Source organism: Nocardia sp. CA-145437 (assembly GCF_050956485.1).
Taxonomy (GTDB): Bacteria; Actinomycetota; Actinomycetes; order Mycobacteriales; family Mycobacteriaceae; genus Nocardia.
Genome location: NZ_CP191204.1, coordinates 3,341,042 through 3,364,784, shown reverse-complemented (window position 1 = coordinate 3,364,784; position 23,743 = coordinate 3,341,042). Strand labels below are relative to the sequence as shown.

17 protein-coding genes and 2 pseudogenes are annotated in these 23,743 nt (G+C 66.1%); 4 read left to right on the top strand and 15 right to left on the bottom strand.

Going from position 1 to position 23,743, the window contains the following annotated elements:
• Positions 1–12 precede the first annotated feature (12 nt).
• The 3 genes and pseudogenes from ACQPYY_RS15650 to ACQPYY_RS15640 all read right to left on the bottom strand — a co-directional run.
• A pseudogene (locus ACQPYY_RS15650) lies at positions 13–1,077 on the bottom strand (agmatine deiminase family protein); the annotation flags it as partial.
• 112 nt (positions 1,078–1,189) lie between these two features.
• Positions 1,190–1,309 (bottom strand): annotated as a pseudogene (locus ACQPYY_RS15645) (agmatine deiminase family protein); the annotation flags it as partial.
• A gap of 46 nt (positions 1,310–1,355) precedes the next feature.
• Entirely contained in the window at positions 1,356–3,059 is a 1,704-nt protein-coding gene (locus ACQPYY_RS15640) for an amidohydrolase (RefSeq protein ID WP_433594275.1), read from the bottom strand.
• 435 nt (positions 3,060–3,494) lie between these two features.
• On the opposite strand from ACQPYY_RS15640, the gene ahpC reads away from it, so the two are divergent.
• Both ahpC and ahpF read left to right on the top strand, forming a co-directional pair.
• Positions 3,495–4,058, top strand: a complete 564-nt coding sequence (ahpC, locus tag ACQPYY_RS15635; RefSeq protein ID WP_357289051.1) for an alkyl hydroperoxide reductase subunit C — start codon at positions 3,495–3,497, stop codon at positions 4,056–4,058.
• A 49-nt stretch (positions 4,059–4,107) separates the two neighbouring features.
• Positions 4,108–5,706, top strand: a complete 1,599-nt coding sequence (gene ahpF / locus ACQPYY_RS15630) for an alkyl hydroperoxide reductase subunit F (protein ID WP_433594274.1) — start codon at positions 4,108–4,110, stop codon at positions 5,704–5,706.
• 60 nt (positions 5,707–5,766) lie between these two features.
• On the opposite strand, the gene ACQPYY_RS15625 is transcribed toward ahpF, so the two are convergent.
• The 10 genes from ACQPYY_RS15625 to ACQPYY_RS15580 all read right to left on the bottom strand — a co-directional run bounded on the left by ACQPYY_RS15625 (position 5,767) and on the right by ACQPYY_RS15580 (position 19,714).
• Positions 5,767–6,939, bottom strand: a complete 1,173-nt coding sequence (locus ACQPYY_RS15625; protein ID WP_433594273.1) for a cytochrome P450 — start codon at positions 6,937–6,939, stop codon at positions 5,767–5,769.
• Positions 6,940–7,386: 447 nt separating this feature from the next.
• Positions 7,387–8,247 (bottom strand): alpha/beta hydrolase family protein, encoded by an 861-nt coding sequence (locus ACQPYY_RS15620; RefSeq protein ID WP_433594272.1) that lies wholly within the window; start codon positions 8,245–8,247, stop codon positions 7,387–7,389.
• A 207-nt stretch (positions 8,248–8,454) separates the two neighbouring features.
• Entirely contained in the window at positions 8,455–9,711 is a 1,257-nt protein-coding gene (locus tag ACQPYY_RS15615; RefSeq protein WP_433594271.1) for a PucR family transcriptional regulator, read from the bottom strand.
• Between the two features lie 283 nt (positions 9,712–9,994).
• A complete protein-coding gene (locus ACQPYY_RS15610) occupies positions 9,995–10,729 on the bottom strand; it encodes a DUF1365 domain-containing protein (protein WP_433594270.1) in 735 nt (244 codons plus the stop codon).
• Positions 10,726–12,006, bottom strand: coding sequence for an NAD(P)/FAD-dependent oxidoreductase (locus ACQPYY_RS15605; protein ID WP_433594269.1), 1,281 nt, complete (start codon positions 12,004–12,006; stop codon positions 10,726–10,728). The genes ACQPYY_RS15610 and ACQPYY_RS15605 overlap by 4 nt, the downstream gene beginning before the upstream one ends.
• Positions 12,007–12,010: 4 nt before the next feature.
• Positions 12,011–13,066, bottom strand: a complete 1,056-nt coding sequence (locus ACQPYY_RS15600; protein ID WP_433594268.1) for an SAM-dependent methyltransferase — start codon at positions 13,064–13,066, stop codon at positions 12,011–12,013.
• On the bottom strand, positions 13,059–15,569 hold the full coding sequence (locus ACQPYY_RS15595; RefSeq protein WP_433594267.1) for an FAD-dependent oxidoreductase: 2,511 nt from the start codon (positions 15,567–15,569) through the stop codon (positions 13,059–13,061). Before ACQPYY_RS15595 ends, ACQPYY_RS15600 begins: the two co-directional genes overlap by 8 nt.
• A gap of 37 nt (positions 15,570–15,606) precedes the next feature.
• Positions 15,607–16,038, bottom strand: a complete 432-nt coding sequence (locus ACQPYY_RS15590; protein WP_433594266.1) for a hypothetical protein — start codon at positions 16,036–16,038, stop codon at positions 15,607–15,609.
• 573 nt (positions 16,039–16,611) lie between these two features.
• A complete protein-coding gene (locus ACQPYY_RS15585; RefSeq protein WP_433594265.1) occupies positions 16,612–18,282 on the bottom strand; it encodes a phospholipase D-like domain-containing protein in 1,671 nt (556 codons plus the stop codon).
• Between the two features lie 322 nt (positions 18,283–18,604).
• Entirely contained in the window at positions 18,605–19,714 is a 1,110-nt protein-coding gene (locus tag ACQPYY_RS15580) for a hypothetical protein (protein ID WP_433594264.1), read from the bottom strand.
• A 164-nt stretch (positions 19,715–19,878) separates the two neighbouring features.
• Between ACQPYY_RS15580 and ACQPYY_RS15575 the strand changes: the two genes are divergently transcribed.
• Complete coding sequence (locus ACQPYY_RS15575) at positions 19,879–20,643, top strand: SDR family oxidoreductase (RefSeq protein ID WP_433594263.1); 765 nt, start codon at positions 19,879–19,881, stop codon at positions 20,641–20,643.
• A gap of 69 nt (positions 20,644–20,712) precedes the next feature.
• Here ACQPYY_RS15575 and ACQPYY_RS15570 read toward each other — a convergent pair whose 3' ends face one another.
• Positions 20,713–21,720, bottom strand: a complete 1,008-nt coding sequence (locus ACQPYY_RS15570; protein WP_433594262.1) for a hypothetical protein — start codon at positions 21,718–21,720, stop codon at positions 20,713–20,715.
• A gap of 93 nt (positions 21,721–21,813) precedes the next feature.
• Between ACQPYY_RS15570 and ACQPYY_RS15565 the strand changes: the two genes are divergently transcribed.
• The gene (locus ACQPYY_RS15565) at positions 21,814–22,923 is read left to right on the top strand and encodes a lycopene cyclase family protein (protein WP_433594261.1); all 1,110 of its coding nucleotides are present in this window, start codon (positions 21,814–21,816) and stop codon (positions 22,921–22,923) included.
• On the opposite strand, the gene ACQPYY_RS15560 is transcribed toward ACQPYY_RS15565, so the two are convergent.
• Positions 22,920–23,672 (bottom strand): DUF1295 domain-containing protein, encoded by a 753-nt coding sequence (locus ACQPYY_RS15560; RefSeq protein ID WP_433594260.1) that lies wholly within the window; start codon positions 23,670–23,672, stop codon positions 22,920–22,922. The genes ACQPYY_RS15565 and ACQPYY_RS15560 overlap by 4 nt on opposite strands.
• Between the last annotated feature and the right edge of the window lie 71 nt (positions 23,673–23,743).

Below are 23,743 nucleotides of genomic sequence, written 5' to 3'. Positions count from 1 at the left end.
GGGCAGGATCGCGGGCTCCTGCTGGGTGGTGCAGTGGATGCCGCCGCCGCCCGCGGCGATGCCGTCGATCGGGATCTGTGCGACATAGCGGTCCGCGAACAGGCGGCGCAGGGTGGCGTGTGCCGCCGAATCCGCTCGGGGGTCACCGAATTCGGGTACGACCACCGCGCCGTTGCAGACGTAGAAGTTGATGTAGCCCGCCGCGAAGTCCTCGCCGTCGAACTGCGGGCGGACCTGCGAGGGCCCCTCGATCACCTCGACCCGCAAGGGCCTGCCCTGAGCGTCGGTGGCCGAGCGCAAGATCTCGAGATGCGTGTGGGTGACGTCGTAGTCGAAGGAGTCCGGGTCGGTGTCCAGGCCCGCCACGACCACACCCGGCCGGGCGAAGCGGGCGTAGAAGTCGGTGTGCCCGTCGGTGATGTCGTAGCCGGCGATGCCCGGCAGCCAGATGATCTGCTCGAGGCCGAGCAGGTATCGCAGCTCGTCCTCGACGTCCTTCTTCTTCCAGCCCGGGTTCCGATTGTTGTTGAGCACACAGCTTTCGGTGATGATGGCGGTGCCCTGACCGTCGACCTCGATCCCGCCGCCCTCGAGCACCAATTCGGCGGGCAAGGACTCCACCCCCGCCGTGCGGGTGACGAAGTCGGCCACCTTGCGATCCTGCCGGGCCTTCTGTTTCCCGCCCCAGCCGTTGAAGTTGAAATCGACCGCTGCCCTGCCGTTCTCGCCGTGCACGAAGACCGGTCCGGTATCGCGCATCCAGATGTCGTCGAGCGGCGCGGGGATCAGGTCGATATGGGGGTCGGTGAGCAGGCGGCGGGCCAGATCGAGGTCCTCGGGGCGGACCACCACCGAGACGGGTTCGAATCGCGCGATCGTCAGCGCGATCCGCGCCAGATCGTGCTGGACCTGCGGCAGCAGACGTCTCCCCCACACCGCCTCGTTCGCGCCGAAGGCCATCCAGGTCCGCCGATGCGGATCGCCTTCCTCCGGCATCGACCAGCGGCGGCCGTCGTCCTCGAAGTCGCGCGAATCTCCCAGCAGACGGCTCAGCGCACCGCTCGCGAATCGGCCCATACCCATGCGTTCTCTCCCGTAGTTTCCGAAAGCCCCGCACACCAACCCTAGTCTTGACTGAAAATTCAGCCAATACGGCGCGCGGGGCGGCCTCAGCGATCTCGCAGGTTGTCTAGTCCACCGGTTCCTGCTGCGTGGTGCAGTGGATGCCACCGCCACCCCAGGCGATCCCGTCGATGTTCACCTGCACGATCTGCCGGTTCGGGAACAGCCGGGCCGAGGCGGCCTTGGCGGCGAGGAGCACCCCGCCGGTCCGAGCCCGGGGTGCGTTCCGGGCTTCAGGGAAGGTCGTCGTCGTTCTCGCATTCGACGGTCGTGCGGTTCCCCGCCGCGGCGCGGCGGTAGGTGGTCTGTCCGGCCAGCCAGGTCTCCACCACCTGAATCTCCGGGATCGACTGCGGGGCAGACGATCTCGGGTCGGTGTCCAGCCACACCAGATCGGCGGCGGAACCGGGGGCCAGAGTCCCCCACGGGGCGTCGCGGAGGTCCGCGAAGGCCTGGTGGGCGACGCCGGCGGTGTAGGCGTCCAGGGCGGTGGTGATGTCTAGGAGCTCGGCGGGAATCCAGCCGCCGCGCGGTTCGCCCTCGGCATTGCGGCGGGTCACCGCCGTCGCGATGCCGTCGAGCGGAATCGCCGACGACACCGGCCAATCGGAGCCGAACGCCAGGCGGGCGCCGCCCTCGGCCAGACTCCGGAAAGGGTATTGGCGTTCGGACCGCCGGGCGCCGAGCCGGGGCATGGTCAGATCGACCATGACACGGTCGAGTTGCGCCCACAGCGGCTGCACATTCGCCACCACGCCGAGTTCGGCGAACCGTGGAATGTCGCCGGGGCTGATCAGTTGCGCGTGGGCGATCACCGGTCGCCGGTCGCGCGGCCCGTTGCGATCGGCGCAGGCCGCGACCGCGTCGAGTGCCGACCGGACCGCCGCATCGCCGATGGCGTGGATGTGCAGCTGGAACCCGGCGGCGTCGACCGCCGCGGCGGCGTCGGCCAGCGCCGCGGGCTCCCAGGTGTCCATGCCGCGCGAATGGCGGTGGGTGCAATACGGTTCGAGCAGCGCCGCGGTCTCGTTCTCGATGATGCCGTCGGCGAAGAACTTGATCGAATTCGCGGTCAGCAGTGGGTGATCGAGGGTCCGGACCCGGGCGCGGGAGGCGAGCAGGGTGGGCAGGTCCTCGGCGAACCGGTGCGGGTCGGCCAGCAACGCCAGATTCACGCGGGTCGACAGCGCACCGGAGCGAGCGGCCTCGAGGTAGACGGCGACGTCGGACGCCTCCACCCAGGCGTCCTGTACCCAGGTGACACCGTGCCGGGCGTACCGCGCGGTCGCGCGTTGCAGGGCGTCGACCCGCGCGGCGGTCTCGCCGGCGGGTGCGGCGGCCAGGAGCAGGTCCACCGCCCCGGCCTCGCGCAGCGTGCCGAGCGGGCTCCCGTCGGGCCGCCGCGGGATTTCGCCGAGCACCGGTTCGGGTGTGTCGGCGGTGATGCCGGCCAGTTCCAGCGCCGCCGAATTGCACCAGACCGTGTGATAGTCCCAGGCCCGCAACATGACCGGGCGGTCCGGGACCGCGTTGTCGAGCCAGGCGGCGTCGAAGAGCCCGTCGGGGGCGAGACTGCTGTCGTAACCCGCGCCGATGATCCAGCTGGGGCCGGGATGCCGCCCGGCCCATCGACGCAGCACCTCGGCGATCTCGGAAACGCTTGTGCAGGTTCGCACCTGAGGGCCGACGGCCTCGAGTCCGCCGAAGATGGGATGCGCGTGCCCCTCGCCGAACGCGGGCATCAGGAAGCCGCCGCGTAGATCGACGGTCCGCAGATCACCGGCCGGTACGGTCCGGGACCACCGCAGGGCGTCCGCGCCGACCGCTACGACCCGGCCGTCCGCGATGCCGAGCGTCTCGCAATCGGGCTCCCCCGGCGACCAGATCGACCCACCGATGAACAATGTGCGGCGTTTCCGTGGGCCATGGGCACGCAAATGGCGATCCTCGCTCTCGCACAGCATTTGTGATGTGAGTCACGTGAATGGAAGTCATTATGCGGCGAATTCAAGAATATGCAACCTGCCTTGTCGGCGAAACTCTGCAATGGGTCCGCGCCGAAACGTACATTGGCTTCGAGCGGACGATTTGCATGCGTACCCGTCGCGCCCATCCGCCGATTTCACGCCTCCTACCTGCACCTATGTCGAACACTCCGGTCGAAATCCGGCCCGGGACGACACCCGCGCAGCCAGCCCCCGCTGAGTCATCGGTCACACTTCCGGCCGCGGCACGGATCGCGACAGAAACCCTGCCCAGCCCTTATTGCCTCGCACTATCAATCAAAGAATGAATTCCGATTGGTTCTATCAATTTGCGCTCGATAGTTTCGAAAGCAGAGATCCCATCACCTTTCGGAATGAGGCCAATTCATGTCGCTGATCAACAAGCGGATCAAGTCCTTCTCGGCGGAGGCGTTCAAGGACGGCTCCTTCGTGACCGTTTCGGACGCGGACATCCAGGGCAAGTGGGCGGTCTTCTTCTTCTACCCGGCCGACTTCACCTTCGTGTGCCCGACCGAACTCGGCGACCTCGCCGACCACTACGACGAGCTGCAGCGCCTGGGCGTCGAGGTCTTCTCCGTCTCCACCGACACCCACTTCACGCACAAGGCGTGGCACGCGTCCTCCGACACCATCGGCAAGATCAAGTACGCCATGATCGGCGACCCCGCGTTGCGGATCAGCGCCGACTTCGGGGTGCTTCGCGAGGACGAGGGCCTGGCCGACCGCGGCACCTTCCTGGTCGACCCGGACGGCGTCGTCCAGTTCACCGAGGTCACCGCAGAGGGCATCGGCCGCAACGCATCCGAGCTGCTGCGCAAGGTCAAGGCCGCCCAGTACGTTCGCTCGCACCCGGGCGAGGTCTGCCCGGCCAAGTGGGAAGAGGGCGAGGAGACCCTGGCCCCGTCCCTGGAGCTCGTCGGCAAGATCTGATTCGCCGACGCCTGCCCGCACCCGTTCCCGACCCATCGGAGTAGACCGCATGCTCGACGCCTCGCTCGCACGCCAACTGAAGACACTGCTGGAGAAGGTGACTCAGCCGATCGAGCTGGTGTCCACCCTCGATGACCGCCCCAAGTCCGCGGAACTCGCCGAACTCCTCGACGAGATCGCCGGTCTGTCGGATCTGGTCACCCACGCTCGCACCGGCGACGACCCGCGCCGGCCGTCGTTCGTGATCCGCCGCGCGGGCACCGGCATCGAGGTCGGGTTCGCCGGAATCCCACTCGGACACGAGTTCTCGTCCTTGGTTCTCGCGCTGCTGCAGGTCGGCGGCCACCCCTCGAAGGAGGCCGCGGAGCTGCTCACGCAGGTGCGCGATCTCGAGGGCGAGTTCCACTTCGAGACCTATTTCTCCCTGTCCTGCCAGAACTGTCCCGATGTCGTGCAGGCGCTCAACCTGATGTGCGTCCTGAACCCGACCATCACGCACACCGCGATCGACGGGGCACTGTTCCCGGACGAGGTCGACAACCGCCAGGTGATGGCGGTGCCGAGCGTGTTCCTCAACGGTGAACCGTTCGGCTCGGGCCGGATGACCCTCGAGCAGATCGTCGGCCGGCTAGATGTCGGGGCCGCGGCGCGCACCGCCGCCGCGATCTCCGAGAAGGACCCATTCGAGGTGCTCGTCGTGGGCGGCGGACCGGCGGGAGCCACAGCGGCGATCTACGCGGCGCGGAAGGGAATTCGGACCGGAGTCGTGGCGGAGCGCTTCGGCGGTCAGGTGCTCGACACGGTGGGCATCGAGAATTTCGCCTCAGTGCCCTACACCGAGGGCCCGAAGCTCGCCGCCGCGCTGGACGATCACGTTCGCCGGTACGACGTCGACATCATGAACGCGCAGCACGCCACGGCGCTGACCCCGGCGGTCGGGGAGCAGGGCCTGGTCGAGGTGGAGCTCGGGAGCGGTGCGCGGCTGCTGGCGCGCAGCGTGATCCTCTCCACCGGGGCGCGGTGGCGGTCGATGAACGTTCCCGGCGAGACCGAATACCGGAACAAGGGCGTCACCTACTGCCCGCACTGTGACGGCCCCTTGTTCAAGGGCAAGCGCGTGGCGGTGATCGGCGGCGGCAATTCCGGCGTCGAGGCCGCCATCGATCTCGCCGGGATCGTCGCGCACGTGACGCTGGTCGAATTCGACGCCGAGCTGCGTGCCGACGAAGTCCTGCAGCGCAAGCTCCGCAGCCTGCCCAATATCGACATCCTGATCAGCGCGCAGACGACCGAGGTGGTCGGCGACGGCGTCAAGGTCACCGGCCTGACCTACGCCGATCGCACGACCGAAGCCTGGCATTCGCTCGCCGTGGACGGCGTCTTCGTCCAGATCGGACTGCTACCCAACACCGAATGGCTCTCCGGCACTATCGATCTCACCCCGCGCGGTGAGATCGTCATCGACGATCACGGCCGCACGTCCGTGCCCGGCGTGTACGCGGCGGGCGACTGCACCACGGCCCCGTTCAAACAGATCATCGTCGCCGCCGGCGCCGGAGCGACGGCGGCCCTCGGTGCGTTCGACCACCTGATCCGCACCAGCCCCGCCCTCGACACCGGTGCGCGATCGCTCACCCGAGCGGACTGACGTACCCTTCGGTCCCGTTTCGTCCGCGAGTCCGGTGCCGGGTCCGCCTGGTGTTCTCGATCACGGGACCAGCGGGAGGGAGGGCGGAAAGGTCACCGGGACAGTGACCGGCGCACGATGGAAAGTGCTGGTGCGCCAGGGCAATTCGGACAGCGGGACCGCGAGTTTGATGTCGGGGAGGGCATCGAGGAGCTGGTCGAGGGCCTCGCGGGCGATGATGGAGGCTATCGGCTGGGCCGGGCAGGCGTGGGCGCCCGAGCCCCAGGCGAGGTGGGAGCGGTTGCCGGTGTGGTCGCCGGAGACGGCGGGGTCGTTGTTGCACGCGGTGATGCTGATCAGGACCGGTTGGTTCGCTGGGAGCCAGGAGTTGCCCACCAACTGGGGCTGCTGCGGGTAGCGGGGGCATGCGTTGGCGAGTGGGGGGTCGGTGAACAGGACCTTGTCGATGGCGTCGCGCAGTTGGAGGGAGCCGGCGAGGAGGTCATCGTGGAAGGAGGTGTCGTCGGCCATCAGGACCAAGGCGCTGACGATGAGATTCCAGGTCGATTCGGCGCCCATGGCGTAGAGCTCGGCCAGTTGTTCGACGATCTCGGCATCGGTGAACCCGGCGGCGTGGCCGATCAAGGTCGAGGTGACGTCGCGGTCCGGGGAACGCCGCTTGGTGGCTACCGATTCGGCCAGGACGGCGCGGAATCGGCGCTCGGCGAGGTCGGCGGCGGACGTGTCGGCGGCCTCGATCAGATCCATCAGCGCGGCACCGGCTTCCGCGCCGAAGACGGGCGGCAGGCCCATCAATTCGTTGAGGACGCGCAGGGTGAGCGGGCGGGCGTAGTCGGCGAGCAGGTCGGCCTGCCCGATGCCGCAGAAACTGTTGATCAGTGGCACAGCGGCGGATTCGACCGTGCCGAGGAGCCGGTACTGGTCGATGTCGGCCATTGCGGCCAGATAGGCCGAACGGTGGGCCGATCGGCCCCTGTCCGCCGATTCCACGGGACCCCACTCCATGATCGGCATGACCGGGCAGCTCTCCGGAATGGTCGATTCCCAGGCACGCGAATCGGCCGGAAAGCGCTCGGGGTCACCGAGAATCCGTAGCGCCTCGCGATAGCCGAGGACCAGAACGGCAGGAATTCCGGCGGCCAGTTCGATGGGCGCCACGGGCCCGTACCGGCGGCGCAGATCCTCGTAGGCGCGGTGTGGGTCGGCGGCGAATTCCGGCGAGTGCAGCTTCACCCGCGCGGCCCCGCGCAACGGTTCGGCGTTGGAAACTCGAACATCTTCAACGTGCAACTCCCATGAGCGGTGAAACATGGTCGGTGAGAAGTGCTCAGAACAAACGACGTCACGTCGGTGATTGCTGCGGGGATGCGATCCGCATCGATATCCCGGAGCCTGCGCGGATCCCGCAGTCCGGCCCGCGGCGATGCTACCGACGCAACGGAGAGACCGTGATACGCCTGCCTATCCGGCGACACGTTAAACATGCTCCGCTGTAACAGGTTTCGCTCACTAGTCGAATGCTACCCCCAGCTACCATCGCGCGCATCCCGGATCAGATGAGGACAGTCGAGCCGCAGTCGTAAAGTCGCTCATGGTATGTCGAAGATTAGCTGATCCGTGTGATCGGCTGTGGTGCGCCACCCTTCGCCGAATTCGGGCGCGCACCTTGCCGATTGAGTGTCAGCCCGGAATCTGGCTGGCCAATCCGTTTCGCCGGAAGTCGGAGAACTGTTGGGAGTCCACGCAGAAGCCGCAGTTGGGGCCGAAGAATTCGGTGCGGGCGTTCGCGTCGTCCATCAGCCAGTACCGGAGCCAGGCGGTGGACGGGCCGCGCATGTCCCCGCCCGTGATGCCGGTGCCGAAGTGGGTGGCGCCACGCAGTTCCGCGTACTCGGCCGGGGCCTGGTCGACGGCGTTGTACATGGCCTTCACCAAGACCGGCCACACGATGGCGTCGAACTGGCCGGCCAGGAACAGCGCCGGCTTGTGGAGCTGGCCGGGGTCGTTGAGGGGTCCCGGCTGGATCGCGACGGCCGTGTCGACCCGGGGGTCGACGGCGGCGTTGATCGCACCCGAGCCGCCCTGTGAGTATCCCGCGGACCCGATCCGGTCCAGGTTGACCTTGCCGTAGAAGACGCTGGAGGGATCGCCGTTGAGCTTCTCGATGAGGTCGATCCCGCTGCGCATGGTGATCGCGAAATTGCTCACGGGCGTATTGGCCGCCACCACGATGAAGCCGTGGCTGGCGTAGTGGCGCAGCAGCAGGGTGTACGCCCCGGGCAGCACGCCGGTTCCGTTGCCCCAGATGATCACCGGGTGTTTCTCCCCGTGCGCGCCCATGGTCTGCGGGTAGTACAGCGTGTGCACGACACCGATGCTGACCTCCGGCGAATAGGGGCCCGGCGCGGCCCAGTTCCGGCCGACGCCCGGAATGCCGTCGGCGTGGGCGGGCGCCGCGACGCCGGTGAGAGTCAATGCGGTGACCGCGGCCGTGACGAGGGCCGTCACGGCCGCGCGGAGGATGGAAGTGCGAATGCGCATGCGCGAACACCTTCCCTTTCGAATGCGGCCCGAAGGGCGGAATACGTACCGGCGCAGCGTGACTGCGGTCCGGCGACTAGGCCGTTTGCCTGGCGGAAAGCTATTGCGCGTTCCCGCCGCGTGCGGCCGGAATCCGTTTCCCGGCGAAAGTCTTGTGCCTGAGCACAGACGAGCGGTCGTGAGACTGTTTCGCCTGCCCAGACCGGGCTATCGACGGGCCGCCTCGACCGCCAGCGCGAGCTCGATCATCGCGCGGGGTTCGGTGATGGACCGGCCGGTGAGCTCCTCGATCCGCCGCAGCCGGTTCAGCACGGTGTTGCGGTGGCAGTACAGAGCCGCCGCCGCACACGCCGCCGAACCGCCCGAGTCGAGCCACGCGGTCAGGGTCGCGAGCAGCATGTCGCGCTCGGCCACCGGCAATCCCAGGATCGGGCCGAGTACGACGGTCCGGAGTCGCTCGGCGAGGTCGGACTGCGCGGCGACCAGCGCGGCAGGCAGGCGCCGATCGAGGATCACCACCTCGTCGGTGTCGGGCGCGCAGGTCTGCAAGGCGATCTCGGCCAGCCAGCGGGCCCTGGCCACTTCGGCCAGCGAACCCACCACCGGACTGATCCCGGCAGCCACCCCCCGCTCCCGGAGCAGCCGGGCGGGCTCGGTCAACGCGTCGGCGCCGAGCGCGATCAGCCCCACCTCGTGGTCGGCCCGGATCCGCCACAGGATGTGGAAGCCGTCGGTGGCCGGGCGCCCCTGATCGCGAGGCAGACCCGCACCGGCCCCCACCGACCGCACCGCGGCCACCGCGTAACGAGCGCGCTCGGGCAGGCCCAGGAACGCCGACGCCTCCGCGATCAGACCGGCGCCCCCGCCCGCGGGGAAGACCGCACCCGGACCGCCCAGCAGCACATCGAGAATCGCGTTGCGCCGCTCGCCGTCCCGCGCCAGGCGCTCCGATTCCACCGCCTGATAGGCCTCGGTGACGGCGCCGATCAGCAGATCGACGATGTCCCACAGATCCCCCACGCACGGCAGCAGATCGGGCAGCGCCGCCGGATCCCGCTCCGTCACCGTCGCGATCATCGCCTCCCACAGCAGCCGGCAGCCGCGCCGATACGCGTCCTGCAGCGAGGCCAGCGGCAGCCCTTGCCGGGCCCGCGTCCGCCCGGTCCAGGTGGCGTCGGAAAGATCGATCGGCTGGTCCTTCGAACGGTCCAGCATCGAGGCCACGGTCTGCCGCAGGTTGTGCAGGATGGTGTCCCGCAGCTCCGCGGGCGCGATCAGCGCCGCGTACGCGGCGTCCTCGGCGAGGATCCGCTCGGACAGCCCACCGGCGATGCCGGGCAACCGATCCGAGAGCGGCTCGGCCACGGCGGTCAGGATGTGCGATGTCTTGCCACGGTCCAGCACCCGGCCGCCGCCCTTCTCCACGAACGATCCCGCCGCCGCGCACCGGTGCGGGACCAGCATGGTAGCGCCATGCCGAAACAGCATTGCCCGTACAGGTGAAGTTCCGGCGGCCCTGATACCAGTGCAAGATCGCTCGGGCGAAGGGACTCGACGCGAAAAGCGCTGAGGCGCCCATCGCGTCGAGCTGGTCAGCTGTTCGACGATCTCGTCGTCGTCGAGAAACGACGGCGTGGCCGACCAAGTCGTTGAGAACGCGGAGGGTGAGGAGGACGGGCATAGTCGGTGAGTTGGATCTACTTCCAACACACCTGGCGCGGAGGCGCGGCGGATTGGGCGAGTCGGCTCACCGTCTTGGGTATCGCGGCAGACGGCGCATAAGCCCCATACCGTGTATCCGAATGAGCACGGCCGTTCTTATCGGAACGACCGGATTCCCAACGAAATGTCTCCCGAGGACCGACCTCGTCGCAGGCACCGGCAGCCCGTGAAACGCGGTGGTCAGCACCTGTTCTCCACCGACGACGAGACTCACACCAACCGTCACCGCGTGGCCATCGAGCCGGAATCGCAGCTGGTACCGGCCGGTTGGGTCGCAGAACGGTGATACATACAGATTCTTCGACGTTTCCGCTCTGCCTTCCGCGTCAGGTGCAAGTACGTAGACGTGCCGCTCCTGATAAGTGTTGTGGACCTCCGCGAGAACACGGACGAGCTCTCCGCCGGAGTCGAAGCACCAGTACACCGATAGCGGGTTGAAAACATAGCCGAGGGTGCGTGCGCTGGCCAGCATGATGATTCGGCCGGTTGCGCCGATCTCGACACCATCGGCGCGAAGGAGACCGATGACGTTGTCTTTCGGGGATCGGGTCGGTTCCCCGAAGTGATCGGTCGGGTCGAATCCGGCCAGTAGCTTCCAAGGCCACCCCCACCGTGGAATCTCGTCGAGATCCACCAACCACAAATAGATCCGGTGCCGGAAGGAATACGGCCAGCCGGTATGCCTGGTATGCCGAACCACTCCGTTCACCAGCGCGGGCAGCTGCGGCAAGCTCGTGCCGGATGCTTCCGATGGGATCATGTAAGGTCTCCGACGCTTGCGGCCGCCGCGATTCCGGATCTGCAACCGTCCTCGTGAAACCCCCAACCATGATAGGCACCTGCCAGAGCGAAGCGGTGGGTGTTCAATTCGGGGAGTCGCTTTTGGGCATCGATCACTCGCGGGGTGTAAATCGGGTGCCGATACTGCATGACCTCCACTACCAGTGTGGGCGCGATATGGTCGCGTGCGTTCAGCGAGACGAGGTACCCCGGATCCGGGTCGAGTCCATGAAGTTTGTTCATCCAGTAGCTGACCAGCGGCCGATCCTGCCGTCCGGCACAGGAATTCAGCCGGTAGTTCCACGCGGCCCGTGCGGCGGTGACCTGCGGCAGCAGGGCATTGTCGGTATGCAACACAGTCTCGTTGGTCGTGTAATCGAACACTCCGAGGACCCGCCGCTCCGCTTCGGTCGGGTCTGCGAGCAATCGCAGCGCCTGGTCGGCGTGAGTCGTGATCACCACCTTGTCGAACGACCGCACCTGGCCCGTGATATCGGCTACCTCGACTGCGTCCTCGTGCCGGACAATCGCAGTAACCGCGCGATCGGTGCTTACCGCCGGCAATCGTTCGACGAGCTTGTCGACGTATGTTGCCGCACCGCCCGCAATGGTGAACCACTGCGGTGAACCATTGATGCTGAGCATCCCGTGCTGTTCGAGGAACCTGAAGAGATAGCTCGCGGGATAGTCCAGCGCCTGTGTCTCACCGGTCGACCAAACGCACGACACCAGCGGGACGACGTAGTGGGTGACGAAGTACTGCCCGAAGGACCAGTGCCGGACGAACTCGCCAAGGGTGAGGGTGCTGTCGTTCCCGGACTCCAGCCAGCGAGTCGCGCACCGGTGAAACCGTGGAATCTGCCTGAGCAGGTTGAGAAAACGGGGCCGCACACAGTTGGCCGGTTGCGCGAACACCCCCCGCCCACGGCGACCACCTGCGAATTGCACGCCACACTCGGCACACGAGATACTCATGCTCATCTCGGTGGGCCGAACCTGCACCCCAAGCTCGCCGAGCAGCTTGGTCAGCTGCGGATACGTTCGATCGTTGTGCACGATGAACGCGCTGTCGATCCGACGCGAGGAACCATCAGGTGCTCGCAGAGAATGCGTGTGGACATGGCCGCCAACACGCGTATCAGCTTCGTACAGGTGGACATCGTGAGTATGTCGCAAGGCATATGCAGCCGTGAGCCCGGAAACTCCGGAGCCGATGACAGCGACCGTGGGGCGAGTTGCGGGGTTTGGTTGGCGCACAGGATCACTCGCTGTCCGGAGTGCGATGAATAGGTTCCAGGAGGTGGTGGGAAATCATCCATTCCTTGCCGCCGTTGGCCGACCAGATATCCGCGGTGCAGATCAGGAATAGTCGCCAGGTACCGAAGAGCTGTTTCGCTTGACGTTCGGTGCGTCCGATCCGAAGGATATCGATTGCGGCGTCTCGGTTGTCGTCGAGACGATGCAGCCAGGCCCGCAGTGTTCGCGCGTAATTCAGACCATTGACCGACCAGCGTTCGACAGTAGCCATGTCCGCAGTGAAACGAGTGATCAGATCGTGCGAGGGCATCACGCCGGCGGTGAAGAAGCGTTCCGCGGCCCACGTACCCTGAAATCGGTAGGCGAGATCGCGATGGGAGAAGGTCTGAACGAATAGTTGGCCTTCAGGCGTCAGCCAGCTCGCGATCCGCCGAGTGAGTTCGGCCCAATTGCGCATGTGCTCGAACATTTCGATGGAGATGACACGGTCGTACGTAGCCGACGGGTCGAATTCGTTGATGTCCGCAGTGATGACATCGATTCGGTCCGAAAGCCCTCTGTCCTTGGCTCGGACTTCGATCCAGTCGCGCTGTCGCGCCGAGTTCGAGACCGCGAGCACTCGAACATCGAATCTCTCCGCGAGCCACAGCGAGAGCGCACCCCAGCCACAGCCCAGGTCCAGGATTGTCATGCCGTCCCGGACATTCGCCCGGCGGCAGGTGAGTGCCAGCATCGACTCCTCCGCGGCTGCGAGGGAGTCGTCGCGCTCGGGCCAATAGCACCCGCTGTACTTCTGGCGCGGACCGAGGAACAGGGCGAAGAATTCCGCAGGCAGTCCGTAGTGCTGCTCATTGGCGGTGTTCACGGCCTCCGCGATGGGTCCGCTGGACATATGAGCAACGAGTTCGGCCGTTCTCGCGCGTACCGCCACGGGGCCGCCCCGCATCTCTCGACGTCGGCGGCCGCGGGTGGCAAGTCGAGTCCCTGCCCGCAGCAGGGCGTCGGGGATCAGGTCGCGACCGAGCAGAAAGTCCAACGTCGCGTATTGCAGCTTAGTCAAGGCCGACTCCTCGGTCTGTCACTGAAACCGGCTGAGGGCGAGTCGATTCACATCGACCGACCTCTATGACCGCGAAGTGCGAGGGCTTGACGATCGTCGCGTGGATGAGCCGGATCCGGTGTTCGAGAAAGCCCGCCTCGCAGTAGGCCAGGTAAAGGCCCCACAATCGCTGAAACCTCAGATCGTAACCGCGTTTCTGGATATCGTCCTGTGCGCGACCGATATTCGCTCGCCAACAGGCGAGCGTGCGAGCGTAGTGAGAGCTGTAGTCGTCCAACCCCGTGATGTACATATCGGTTCGCCGAGCGACCGTCCGCGAGATCACCTCCAAGGACGGCAGACAACCGTTCGGGAAGATGTAGGACCGGATGAACGTGCGCGCCAACTTTGCGACCTCGTAGGCCCTGTCGTCGATCGTGATCGCCTGGAGCAGCATGAGCCCTCCCGGCTTCAGCAGCTCAGAGCAGCGGCCGAAGAACGTGCCGAGATTGTCGGCGCCGACGGCCTCGACCATCTCGATAGACACCAGCTTGTCGAAACTGCCCGTCGTATCCCGGTAGTCCTCGAATCTGACGTCGATAAGGTCGGTCAGGCCCAATCGCTGGACATGTTGCCTCGCGTAGGTGTACTGGGCATTGGAAATAGTCGTCATCGTCACGTGGCAGCCTCGGGTGCGGGCCGCATAGACGGCGAAACCGCCCCAGCCACCACCGATTTCGAGAACCCGGTCATCCCTGCGGAGATCGAGCTTGGCGCACACCAGTTCCATCTTGTGATGCGCGGCCTCCGACAGCGTGGAATCGGGTCCAGGGAATACGGCACAGGAGTACGACATCGTCTCATCGAGCATGGACGCGAACAGGTCGTTCCCGAGATCGTAGTGAAACGCGATGTCGCGCCTGCTCTGTGCGCGCGTATGCCGCCCAAGCCCCGCGCGCAGCCGCAGTAACGGTACGCGTACGAAGGCCGCTTTTCGGCGCAGATCATCGCCGACGCTGACATTGCGGGCCGCCAGACGGAGGACCGCCACGAGATCGGGCGACTCCCAATCGCCCGCGCAGTAGGACTGGACGCATCCGTGCATGCCCCGCGCGAGACGTGTCCATGTCTCAGGTGAATTCACGTCGATGCGCGCGGTCGGATGTCCGCCCGGACCGATCGAGACAGTCTCACCGTATTTTTCGGCCACGACCAGCTCCCCGACCGAGATGCGACCGGCCAGGGCGAGGATCGCGCGGCGCGCGTAGCGCTGAGAGACCGTGAGTGGAACCTGGTAGGGCGTACCATTCGGAACCATCGCTCGGCCAGCGAAATCCCGGCTCAGGTGGAAGTCTCCAGCGAGCCGTTCGACTGCGTTGAAGGCCGTCCGCGCCGCGCCTTCGCCCGAGTCGACCGGGTAGCTGTTCTTCGTGTACGACCCGGCGAAATAGATGTGTTGTGCCGGCTCGACCAGAATCGCATTCTGGTCGACGAAGTCGGCGCTGAAGATCGCTTCGTTGTCCGCCTGGTTGTCGCGTTCGCGGACCTCAACGAAGTCGTGCTCGAGGTCGAGATATTCCCGCAGCCTCGCGGTGACGAAGTCGCGGCTGGTGCTTCTGGAGCGCAGGCACAGCACCACGCATCGATTGGCGCGAGGCTGGAAGAGGATGTTGAGTCCCTGGCGACTGTAGATCGCGGGTTCACGTTCGAGAATCTTCTCCCGTGGGTCCAGCACGAGGGTGAATACCTTGCAGTGAATGTGGCTGAGACGCGGGATGCGGTGTGGCAGCCCGGACGACTCCAGAAGCCGACTCGCATCGCTGGCGTAGGCGGTGACGACGACCGCATCGAACCGTTCGCTGTGGTCCGCGAGCTCTACCACCACTCCCGACGAGTCGGGATGCAAGGACAGGACCGGTGTATCGGTAACGAGAGTTACGCCTCTCGTCCGCAGATTATCCACCCACGGACCGGTCAGAACTCGGTCGGTCCGGCCGCCGAGGTCGTAAACGCTCGTGAATCGGGCCAGGCTCATGATGATTCGGAGAAGCGACCGAAGGCTGTAGTTGCGCCACGACCCATATCGGTTCGTGTTTCCGGAGAATTCCTGCTCGGCGATCAGCGGCGAGATTCGCTTCGCGCGGAGTACCCGGAGTCGGTCACCAATCGGTACCTCATCGGCGAAGATCGAGTACGTGTGGGATAGCTCGACCCAGCCGGATCTGCTACTCGCCCAGTAGCGTTGCAACGTGGTCAGTGAGTCATAGACCGTCGACCCATCACTCAGCCGGAGGTCTTTGAAGATCTCGAATAGATAGTGGTAGTCGTTCAAGAACACTCTCGGACAATGCTCACCGCCGTCGAGTATATTCGCCCTTCCACCGAACGTCGACGATTGCTCGTACACAAAAACTTCCACATCGTGGTATCGCGACAAATACTGGGCGGTGGACAGCCCCGAGATGCCGGCGCCGACGACGCAGACCTTCATCACTTCTCCAATCGGGCAGAACTCACGAGTCACTCTCAACAGCCGAGTGCTCAAAGGTTGAACAAGAACGTCATTCGATCCGCGCGATCCATCGCTGGTCTGCTTCGTGGCGGAACTGGTAGACGCACGCGCAGCAGGTCGAGTAACAAGCAGACCGCCAGAGCTGTTTTACCGGCACCGGCTTCACCCACAGCGGGCAGTCGACGCGACGGCGGTAGCTGCCGGCACTGTCGCCCAACATTCGACAAGAGGCCAACTCGCTGGTCGAGTCGCTCTGGCATTGCTCTTGAACCGTCATATCCATCACGGCGTCGGGGCCGCCGCGCAACTGATCGAGTTGGATGGTTTCCCGGCGCCGGATGGTACCGGCAAAGGCATCGGTGTGGCTTGCCGGCGAGCTGCACGAACCTTCAGGATGGATACGGCGCCAAAACCAAATACCAACCGGTTTGGCAATACCTGCCGCGGCCTTGGCACCAAAGCTGGTATCTACACCGGTCACAATCCATTAGCTTGCCACCCGTGCCGTCACCCGTCCGCGAATTGACAGAAGATCCAGTAGAATTGCTGTAGAGATGCTCTGAATCCATTGTCGCGATAGACGTCCGGGATCACCCTGCAGGAGTTCGAAGCTCCAGGAACCGATCTCGATAGCGTAGGCTACCTTCCCTTCCAGAATTCAGGCCAACTGTCCAGTTCCAAAACGAGTATCGCGTATTGCCGATGTAATCCAGCCCCGACCCCGCGAGATAGTGACGGGTTTCGGTTGCGCAGCAGACACTTCCGTCGTCGTGGGTTTGTTGGACAGCCGTGGTAGCGGTGAGTGCGCGTAGATGAGTCCAGCACCGCTGCACCGCCCACATATGCGACTGCACCGAAGGCGGTCGCCGCTTCCGGTCCGCGGTATTGCCGCACCGATCCAGCGTGACGGCACGATCCCGAACCGGTGCAGGATCGCTGGTGGGTGAGGTGATCGCCTGGCCACCCCTGGTGATCTCCGACATCGAATTGCACTGACCGACGGAGTCCGCGGATCAGGAATCAACCGCCCGCGGGGCAGCTCCCGAGACCGCGGTCACGGTGTTGCGTGTCCGACCCAGAAGTCGATCTCGCGGTACTGCGGGCTGTCGGGTTTGAGGTGCCAGTTCTGCCAGGAGTCGCTGTCCACGAGACCTTTCCACCGCTTGTCGACGGGTTGCAGGTGCCGGCGGAAGCGCCACCGATATTGGTTGTACACGGACATGATGTTGGTGGCGTAGGCGTCAGCCAGGCCCGGGGTGTCGCGGATGATGAGCAGATTCTCGTCGTTGGTGCCGCTGGCCTTCGGGCCGAGGTTGTGCGATCCGGTGAGCAGGACGGGATTCGGCCCGAAGGGGTCGATGACGATGACCTTGCTGTGCACCATCGCGAACGCGCGGTCCAGCTTCTTCAGCTCTTCCCGGAAGAAGGCCGTGGGTGCGTCGATCGCCGCGGGCAACACGACGTCGAAGTCGGCCCGTTCGGTGTTGTCCTGATCGAACAGGTGCACCGGGTTGGCGGTGGTGCTGGGGTCCTGATTGAGCACGCCGCGGATGTAGAGACGCCCGGAATGAGCGGTGTGCGCGACATCGAGGATCGTGTTGAGCAGGGTGTCCTTCGGGCCCGGGTTGAACATCAGGAACAAGATGGCGGTCCGAGCGCCGGTAATGGCGGTGCGGGCGTCCTCGAGGTCGACGCGGTCGCGGGTCGGGGTGAACCACAGTCGCAGGTGGGCCGGGTCCACCGTGAGGTCGCGCGGCGCGCTGTTGGCGGCGCGCAGGGTCTCGGGAGTGTCGTCGCCGGCGTCTTTCAGGCGTTCCCACTGTTGCCGATACTGTTCGGCCAGGGCGGGATCGTCGATCAGCAGCGAGTTGTTGGCCTGGGTGCACAGGCCGGTCATGGTCCAGTTCTGGCTGCCGGTCCACACCCAGCGCGGCCGGGCGTCGTGGTCGCAGATGATCAGGAACTTGTTGTGCCCCAAGGCACGCGGGGAACACATTCGGTCGTGCAGCTCGACCTGCCCCCGCAACGTGGCGCGCGCATCGGCGTTCTGATCGTCCCCCTGGTTCTTCACACTCCCGTTCGCCAGCACGACATGCGCACGCTCACCCATCCGCGCCAGCGCGGCGATCAGCTGCGGGTCATCGAGTTCGTAGAGCGCCGCGTACACCTCGCGGTGGTCCTGGGCCGCGGATTCGAGCAGCGTGAACAAGCGGGCACCGAGCGGCCCGGCCAGATAGTCCCGCAGCGGGTCCCCGGAAGTCCGGATCACCGTTTCCAACTTTGCGTTCTGCAGGTCGTGGCCTGTGACGCCCAACCGGCGTGAAACCCATTGCGCGGCAACGATTCCACGGTTGAACACCGCCTCGATACCGGGTGACTCCTCCGGGCTGAGGGTGATCTCATCGGTCCAGTCGCCGGCCGAGCCCGGATCAGGACGAAGGTTGGCCTTGTCGGGACCGACCATCGGAAGCACGCGATACGCCAACCTGTCTCCGGGGTCGGCCATGTAATCGGTCCACTGATACTTCTGGATCGGCCAGTTCGTGGACGCTCGCCGTTCACCGTCCACGGCCTGGTCGCCTTCGAACCCGACCCAGGTGCTGACCACCTCTTCGATACCGTTGCGGCGACGCAGCAGCGCGAACCCGCGACACCCGGCGATGAAGCCGTCGGGCTTCCACGCGATCAGTACATCGTCACCGTTGTGATGAATCTTCACCAGCATGACCTCGCACCCCCGTCGAGGTTTTGGTTTGCCAAGGCAAACAAACTAATACAGGCCGTTCCGGAATGCCGCCATCCAGGAACAGGCTTCCTCATGGTGTGTGCGGCGTGAGACCGTCACCACCACCATTTCTGGTCCAAAACAGGTATGACACAACTGATTCTAGAGCCGCACTGTCGCCGAGCACGCGTAGGCGACTACTCGGTTCGCGGCACGAATCGGAGCCCGACCCAGGTATTCCGATTCCTGCCACCAGGTGCCCGGTTCAGCCGCCGCGTTTCCGCATGCCGGACAGTGTTCGGCGGACGACCGCAGGGGGAACTCAGAACCGGTACCGCAAGATCGCGGCGGCGGGGGTGCCGTCGGGCATGTCCTCGGTGCGAACCGCCAGCACCCGGCCGTCGGACAGGAGCACTCGTCTGCTGATCTCGTCGACGACACCTGGTGCGCCGGAATCCGATTCGGTCTCCAGAGTCACCGCTCCGTCATCCGCGGCGACCTTTCCGGGCACGGTGACGTCGATGTCGACCAGCAAGGTGTCCACCATGCCGAGGGTGGCGGCGCGGGCGATATCGGCGATATCGGTGGTTGCTCGCCCTTCCCCGCGTCGCTGGTCGAACAAGGCGTGCAGGTCGGCCAGTTGGCTCGCGTAGTGGGTATCGAGAATGATCCGGGACCGAGCACCGAGTTCGGCCGCGGACAGCTGCTCGGGATTGCCTGGAATGGATTCCGCCAGCAGGTCCGGGTAGCTGTTGACGGACCGGTACAGCGAATCGATCGGCTCGGCCGCCGCGAGAATCAACGGCACTTCTCGCCCCGTCAGCAGATCCCTGAGCCCCTGGTCCACGGCCCTGGCGTATTGCCGCACCCGCACTTTGCGCCCCTCGGTCCCCTGAATCCGGCCTTTGGGCGCACGGCCGCTCAGCGATGCCTTGCGGGCGTGATCGGCGGCGCTCACCGGAAGACCCGGTATCCGAGTCTCCTCGGCGCCGCCATCCGAACTGACTTCGATCAGGCGGACAGCCCCCTCCGACAGGGCGAGTACGAAGGCCGCCTGTGGAAAGGTGGTCGCCCGTAATAACGGCTTGAGGTTGAATCGGGATCCTACGAAGACGCCTTCCCGCAAGCGATTCGGGAGGCGATAGGTCCGCACCCGTTCCGGAGTGGCCAGGGCAACCAGCGTATTGGATTGGAATCGCCAGAAGTCCTCGTCGTCGACCAGATCGTCGAACTCTTCCTGCAGCGCCGCGCGGGCGTGGCGATCATCGATCCCGCCCAGCGCATCGCGCACATGGTTCGAGAATGCGATGCGGTTCTGGTCCGGCGCCGCGGTGTCGGCCACGGTCGGGGTGTATATCGCGACACTCCACGGTTCGGCCTCGGCGGCCAGCGCCTTGATCTCGCCTCGCGTCGGAACATCGGTATGCAACATCTGGCCTCCTGCATCATGCGTCGAGCCGGCGTGTTTCCCTGATGTATCGCGCTTCTCCCGTATCGACCATACCGAATCGAACCCTTCGGCAACTAGTCAGCAATTTTTGCCGCAGCCCCTCGCGAGATCGCTCACACCCAGGGACTGAAGTAACGTGCCATCACATGAGTGAGAACTTGGCGGGTAAGAGTGCACTGGTCACCGGGGCGAGCCGGGGTATCGGGTTCGCGGTGGCGGCGGAGCTGTTGGCTCGGGGGGCCAATGTGGTGATCTCCGCCCGGAAGGCCGAGCCGCTGGAGGAGGCGGCGGAGCAGCTGCGGGGATTGGGGCACGCGGGGAAGGTGGTGGCGGTGGCCGGGAACTCCGGGGACGCGGCGGCTCGGGCCGAGCAGGTCGCTGCCGCGGTGGCGCAGTTCGGGTCGCTGGATGTGCTGATCAACAACACCGGAATCAATCCGGTGTACGGGTCGCTCATGGAGGCCGATCTCGACGCCGTGCGCAAGATCTTCGACGTGAATGTCGTTGCGGCGCTGGGGTATGTGCAGGAGGCGTACAAGGCGTGGATGGGTGAGCACGGGGGTGCGGTGGTGAATGTGGCCAGCGTCGCGGGGCTGCGTTCGACCGGGGTGATCGCCGCATACGGGGCGTCGAAGGCGGCGCTCATCCGGCTCACCGAGGAACTGTCGTGGCAGTTGGGGCCGAAGATCCGGGTGAACGCGGTGGCGCCGGGCGTGATCAAGACCAAGTTCGCGGACGCGCTGTACTCGGCGGACGAGGAAGCGGCCGCGGCGGTCTATCCGATGAAGCGGCTGGGGTCGCCGGAGGATGTGGCGCAGTTGATCGGGTTCCTCGCGTCGGACGAGTCGGCGTGGATCACCGGGACGACGATCCGCGTGGACGGCGGTCTGCTGGCCACCGGCGGCATCTGAGCGTCGGAATCGAAAAGACGTGCCCGGCACCGGGATTCGGTGCCGGGCACGGTCGTTTCGGGGAGCGGGTCAGCGGAAGGCGAGCGCGCCGAGGGTGTCGCTGTTGCGGTACTGCAGGTACTTGCTGACGGTGGCCTCGTCGACCGCGGCGGTGGCGGTGGCGACGGTGACGACGACGAACTTGCTCTGGCTGCCGTCGCGCCACTTGCCGGTCTCGAAGTCGGCGATGTAGCTGCCGTCAGGCAGTTCCAGGTCGGTGTCCTCGAACTGGTCGTGCGCGGCGGACGCCTTCGCGTCGTCCGACATGGTGAGAACCAGCTGGGTGAGCATGAGCCCGCCGCTCTCGGCCTTCCACGCCATGGAGGAGGCGCGCTTGCAGCCCAGGCCGGTCATCTTCCCGGCCTTCTCGATCGGGGCGCAGGAGTCGTAGTCCTGGCCGGTCACGTAGGTGGCGTGCAGGGCGACGTCACCGAGCTTGAAGTTCCAGTCCTTGCCGTACTCGGTGTAGCTGAAGCGGCTGCCGCCGGGCGCGGCCTTGGAGGTGGTCGCGGTGGTGCGGGGCGGGGCCGAGGTGGCGGGCACCAGGGTCGGGCTCTCCGTGGTGGAGGTGGCGCCGGCCTGGGTGGCCTCGTCGCCGCCGGAGACGAGCACGATCGCGCCGACCGCCACCGCCAGCAGCACGACCGCGCCCAGCACCACGCCGATGATCAGGCCGGTGTTCGACTTCGGCTGCTGCGGCGGATAACCCGGCTGCTGCGGAACCCCGGTCGCCGGCAGGAAACCGAGCGGCTGCTGCTGGCCATACCCCAGGCTCTGCGCGAATCCCGGCGGCTGCCCGTACCCCGCGTCCTGCGGCTGGCCCGCCTGCGGATATCCCTGCTGCGCAGGCCAATTCGTTTGCGTCGGCTGCCAGCCCTGCGGGTCGGCCGGCTGCTGCCCCGGCCAGCCGGGCTGCTGGACCTGGTGTCCACCGGTTCCTTGGGCGGGCTGATCCCACCAGGCGGCATCGGGCTCGCCGGGTTGCGGCTGCCGGTGGACAGTGGGATCGCCCCCGGATCCGGCTGGTGGATAGGTCATCTGATCACCTTTCGCGGACGGCCCGAGCCCTCCCCGGCCCGGCATTCAATTCCCGAAGAGTATGCGGGCGATCCGGCATGATCCAATCACGGGGTGACCGATGATCTGCTCATCTGCGGCGCGGGCCCGGCAGGACGGGCCCTCGCCCACCGCGCCCTGGCGCACGGGCTGACGGTCACCGTGGTCGATCCGCACCCGCGCCGACGGTGGACGGCGACCTACGCGGCATGGGCGGACGAGCTGCCCGAGTGGGTCGCCGACGCGGCCGTCGCGACGAGAATCGAACGGCCCGTGGCCTGGACGACCCGCCGCATCGAGATCGATCGGCCCTATATCGTCTTCGACACTGCGGCACTGCAGGATTCGCTCGATATCGCGGGCGCGCGCCTGATCCAGGACTCGGTCACCGCGATCGACAGCGCGGCCCGCCACCGCCACGACGGGCTGGAACTCCCCTCGGTGCGGCTCGCCTCCGGCCACACCCTCCCCGCGGGCCGGGTCATCGACGCGCGCGGCATCTCCCGCTCCCCCGGCCTCGCCGAGCAGACCGCCTACGGCGTGATCACCGACCGCGCCCGGTACCCCGATACGGACACCCTGTTCATGGACTGGCGCGACGACAACGGCGCGGCCCCCACCGAGCCGCGCTCGTTCCTCTACGCGGTCCCCCTGGACGAGGACCGCATTCTCCTCGAGGAGACCTGCCTGGCCGGGCGTCCCGCCCTCGGCCAGCGAACCCTCGAGGCCCGCCTGACCCATCGATTGCGTTCCCGCGGAATCACTCTCACCGGCGCCGAACCCGTCGAACGGGTCCGCTTCCCCGTCCACGGCGGCAAACCGAACCGGTCCATGTTCGGAGCGGCGGGAGCCTTCACCCATCCCGCCACCGGCTACAGCGTCGCCACGTCACTGCGGCTGGCCGACAGCGTACTGGCCGGAGAATCAGTCTGGCCCGCCTCGGCCCGAGCCGTACACCTGTTGCGCCGGGCCGGATTACGCGCTGTGCTGGCGCTTCCGCCCGCCGAGCTCCCGCTGTTCTTCGACGCCTTCTTCGCGCTGCCGATCTCCGCCCAGCGCGCCTACCTGTCCGGCCGCGACGATCTGCGCGGCACCGCGACGGCCATGGCCTCGCTGTTCGCGGCACTGCCCTGGCGGCTGCGGCGCGTCCTCGCGGCCGGGGTGGCCTCCCCCGGCAGGTTCTAGATCAGGTAGGGAATCATCGCCTTGCGGTCGCTCGGATAGTCCTCGAACCGTTCGCGGTACCACCGATGCGTGGACACCGCCCGCGGCAGCAGGTTGGCCACGGTGAACAACACGAACACCAGGCCCGCCCACGTCCACGACATGAGCGCCCAGCCGATCCACAGCACCAGCTCACCGAAGTAGTTCGCGCTCGACACCCAGCGGAACGCGCCGCCGTACGGGATGCGGTAGCCGGTGAAACCGTCACCGCGCAAAGCGATCAGAGCGCGGTCGGCATGGAAGTTGATCACCCAGCCCGCCACGGCCACCACCAGCCCGACGAGAAAGCGCGGGTCGGTGAACCACCCCGAGTCCCGCAGGTGCTGCGAGTCGGCGACGGCGTACCCGTTGACGAATCCGTTGGCGGCGTTGAACACCATTCCGAAGGCGATCCCGTACACGGGGAATCCCTTGGTGGACGCCCGCAGCAGCGGATAGACCAGCCCGCGATAGAGATAGTGCACCTGCCACAGCGCGTACAACACCACCGCCGGTGGCTGCGGATCCTTCACGACCAACCAGAACGTGACGGTGAAAGCCCACCACTGCGGGTTCTCGAACAACAGCCACGCCCACGGCCCCCGCACCGCGAAACGCTCACCATCCTTGGCGAACCGCCCATACGGGTTGGTGTAGCCGAATCCGCTGGCGAACGTCACCACCGTGAGGACGATGAGAAATCCGAGCACGAACTGAAAAGCATCCCGCATGACGTATGTACTTACTCCCCTTCGTCCCGGTAAACAATCAAGCACTTGCTTGGTTTGAGCCCGTTCGCTAT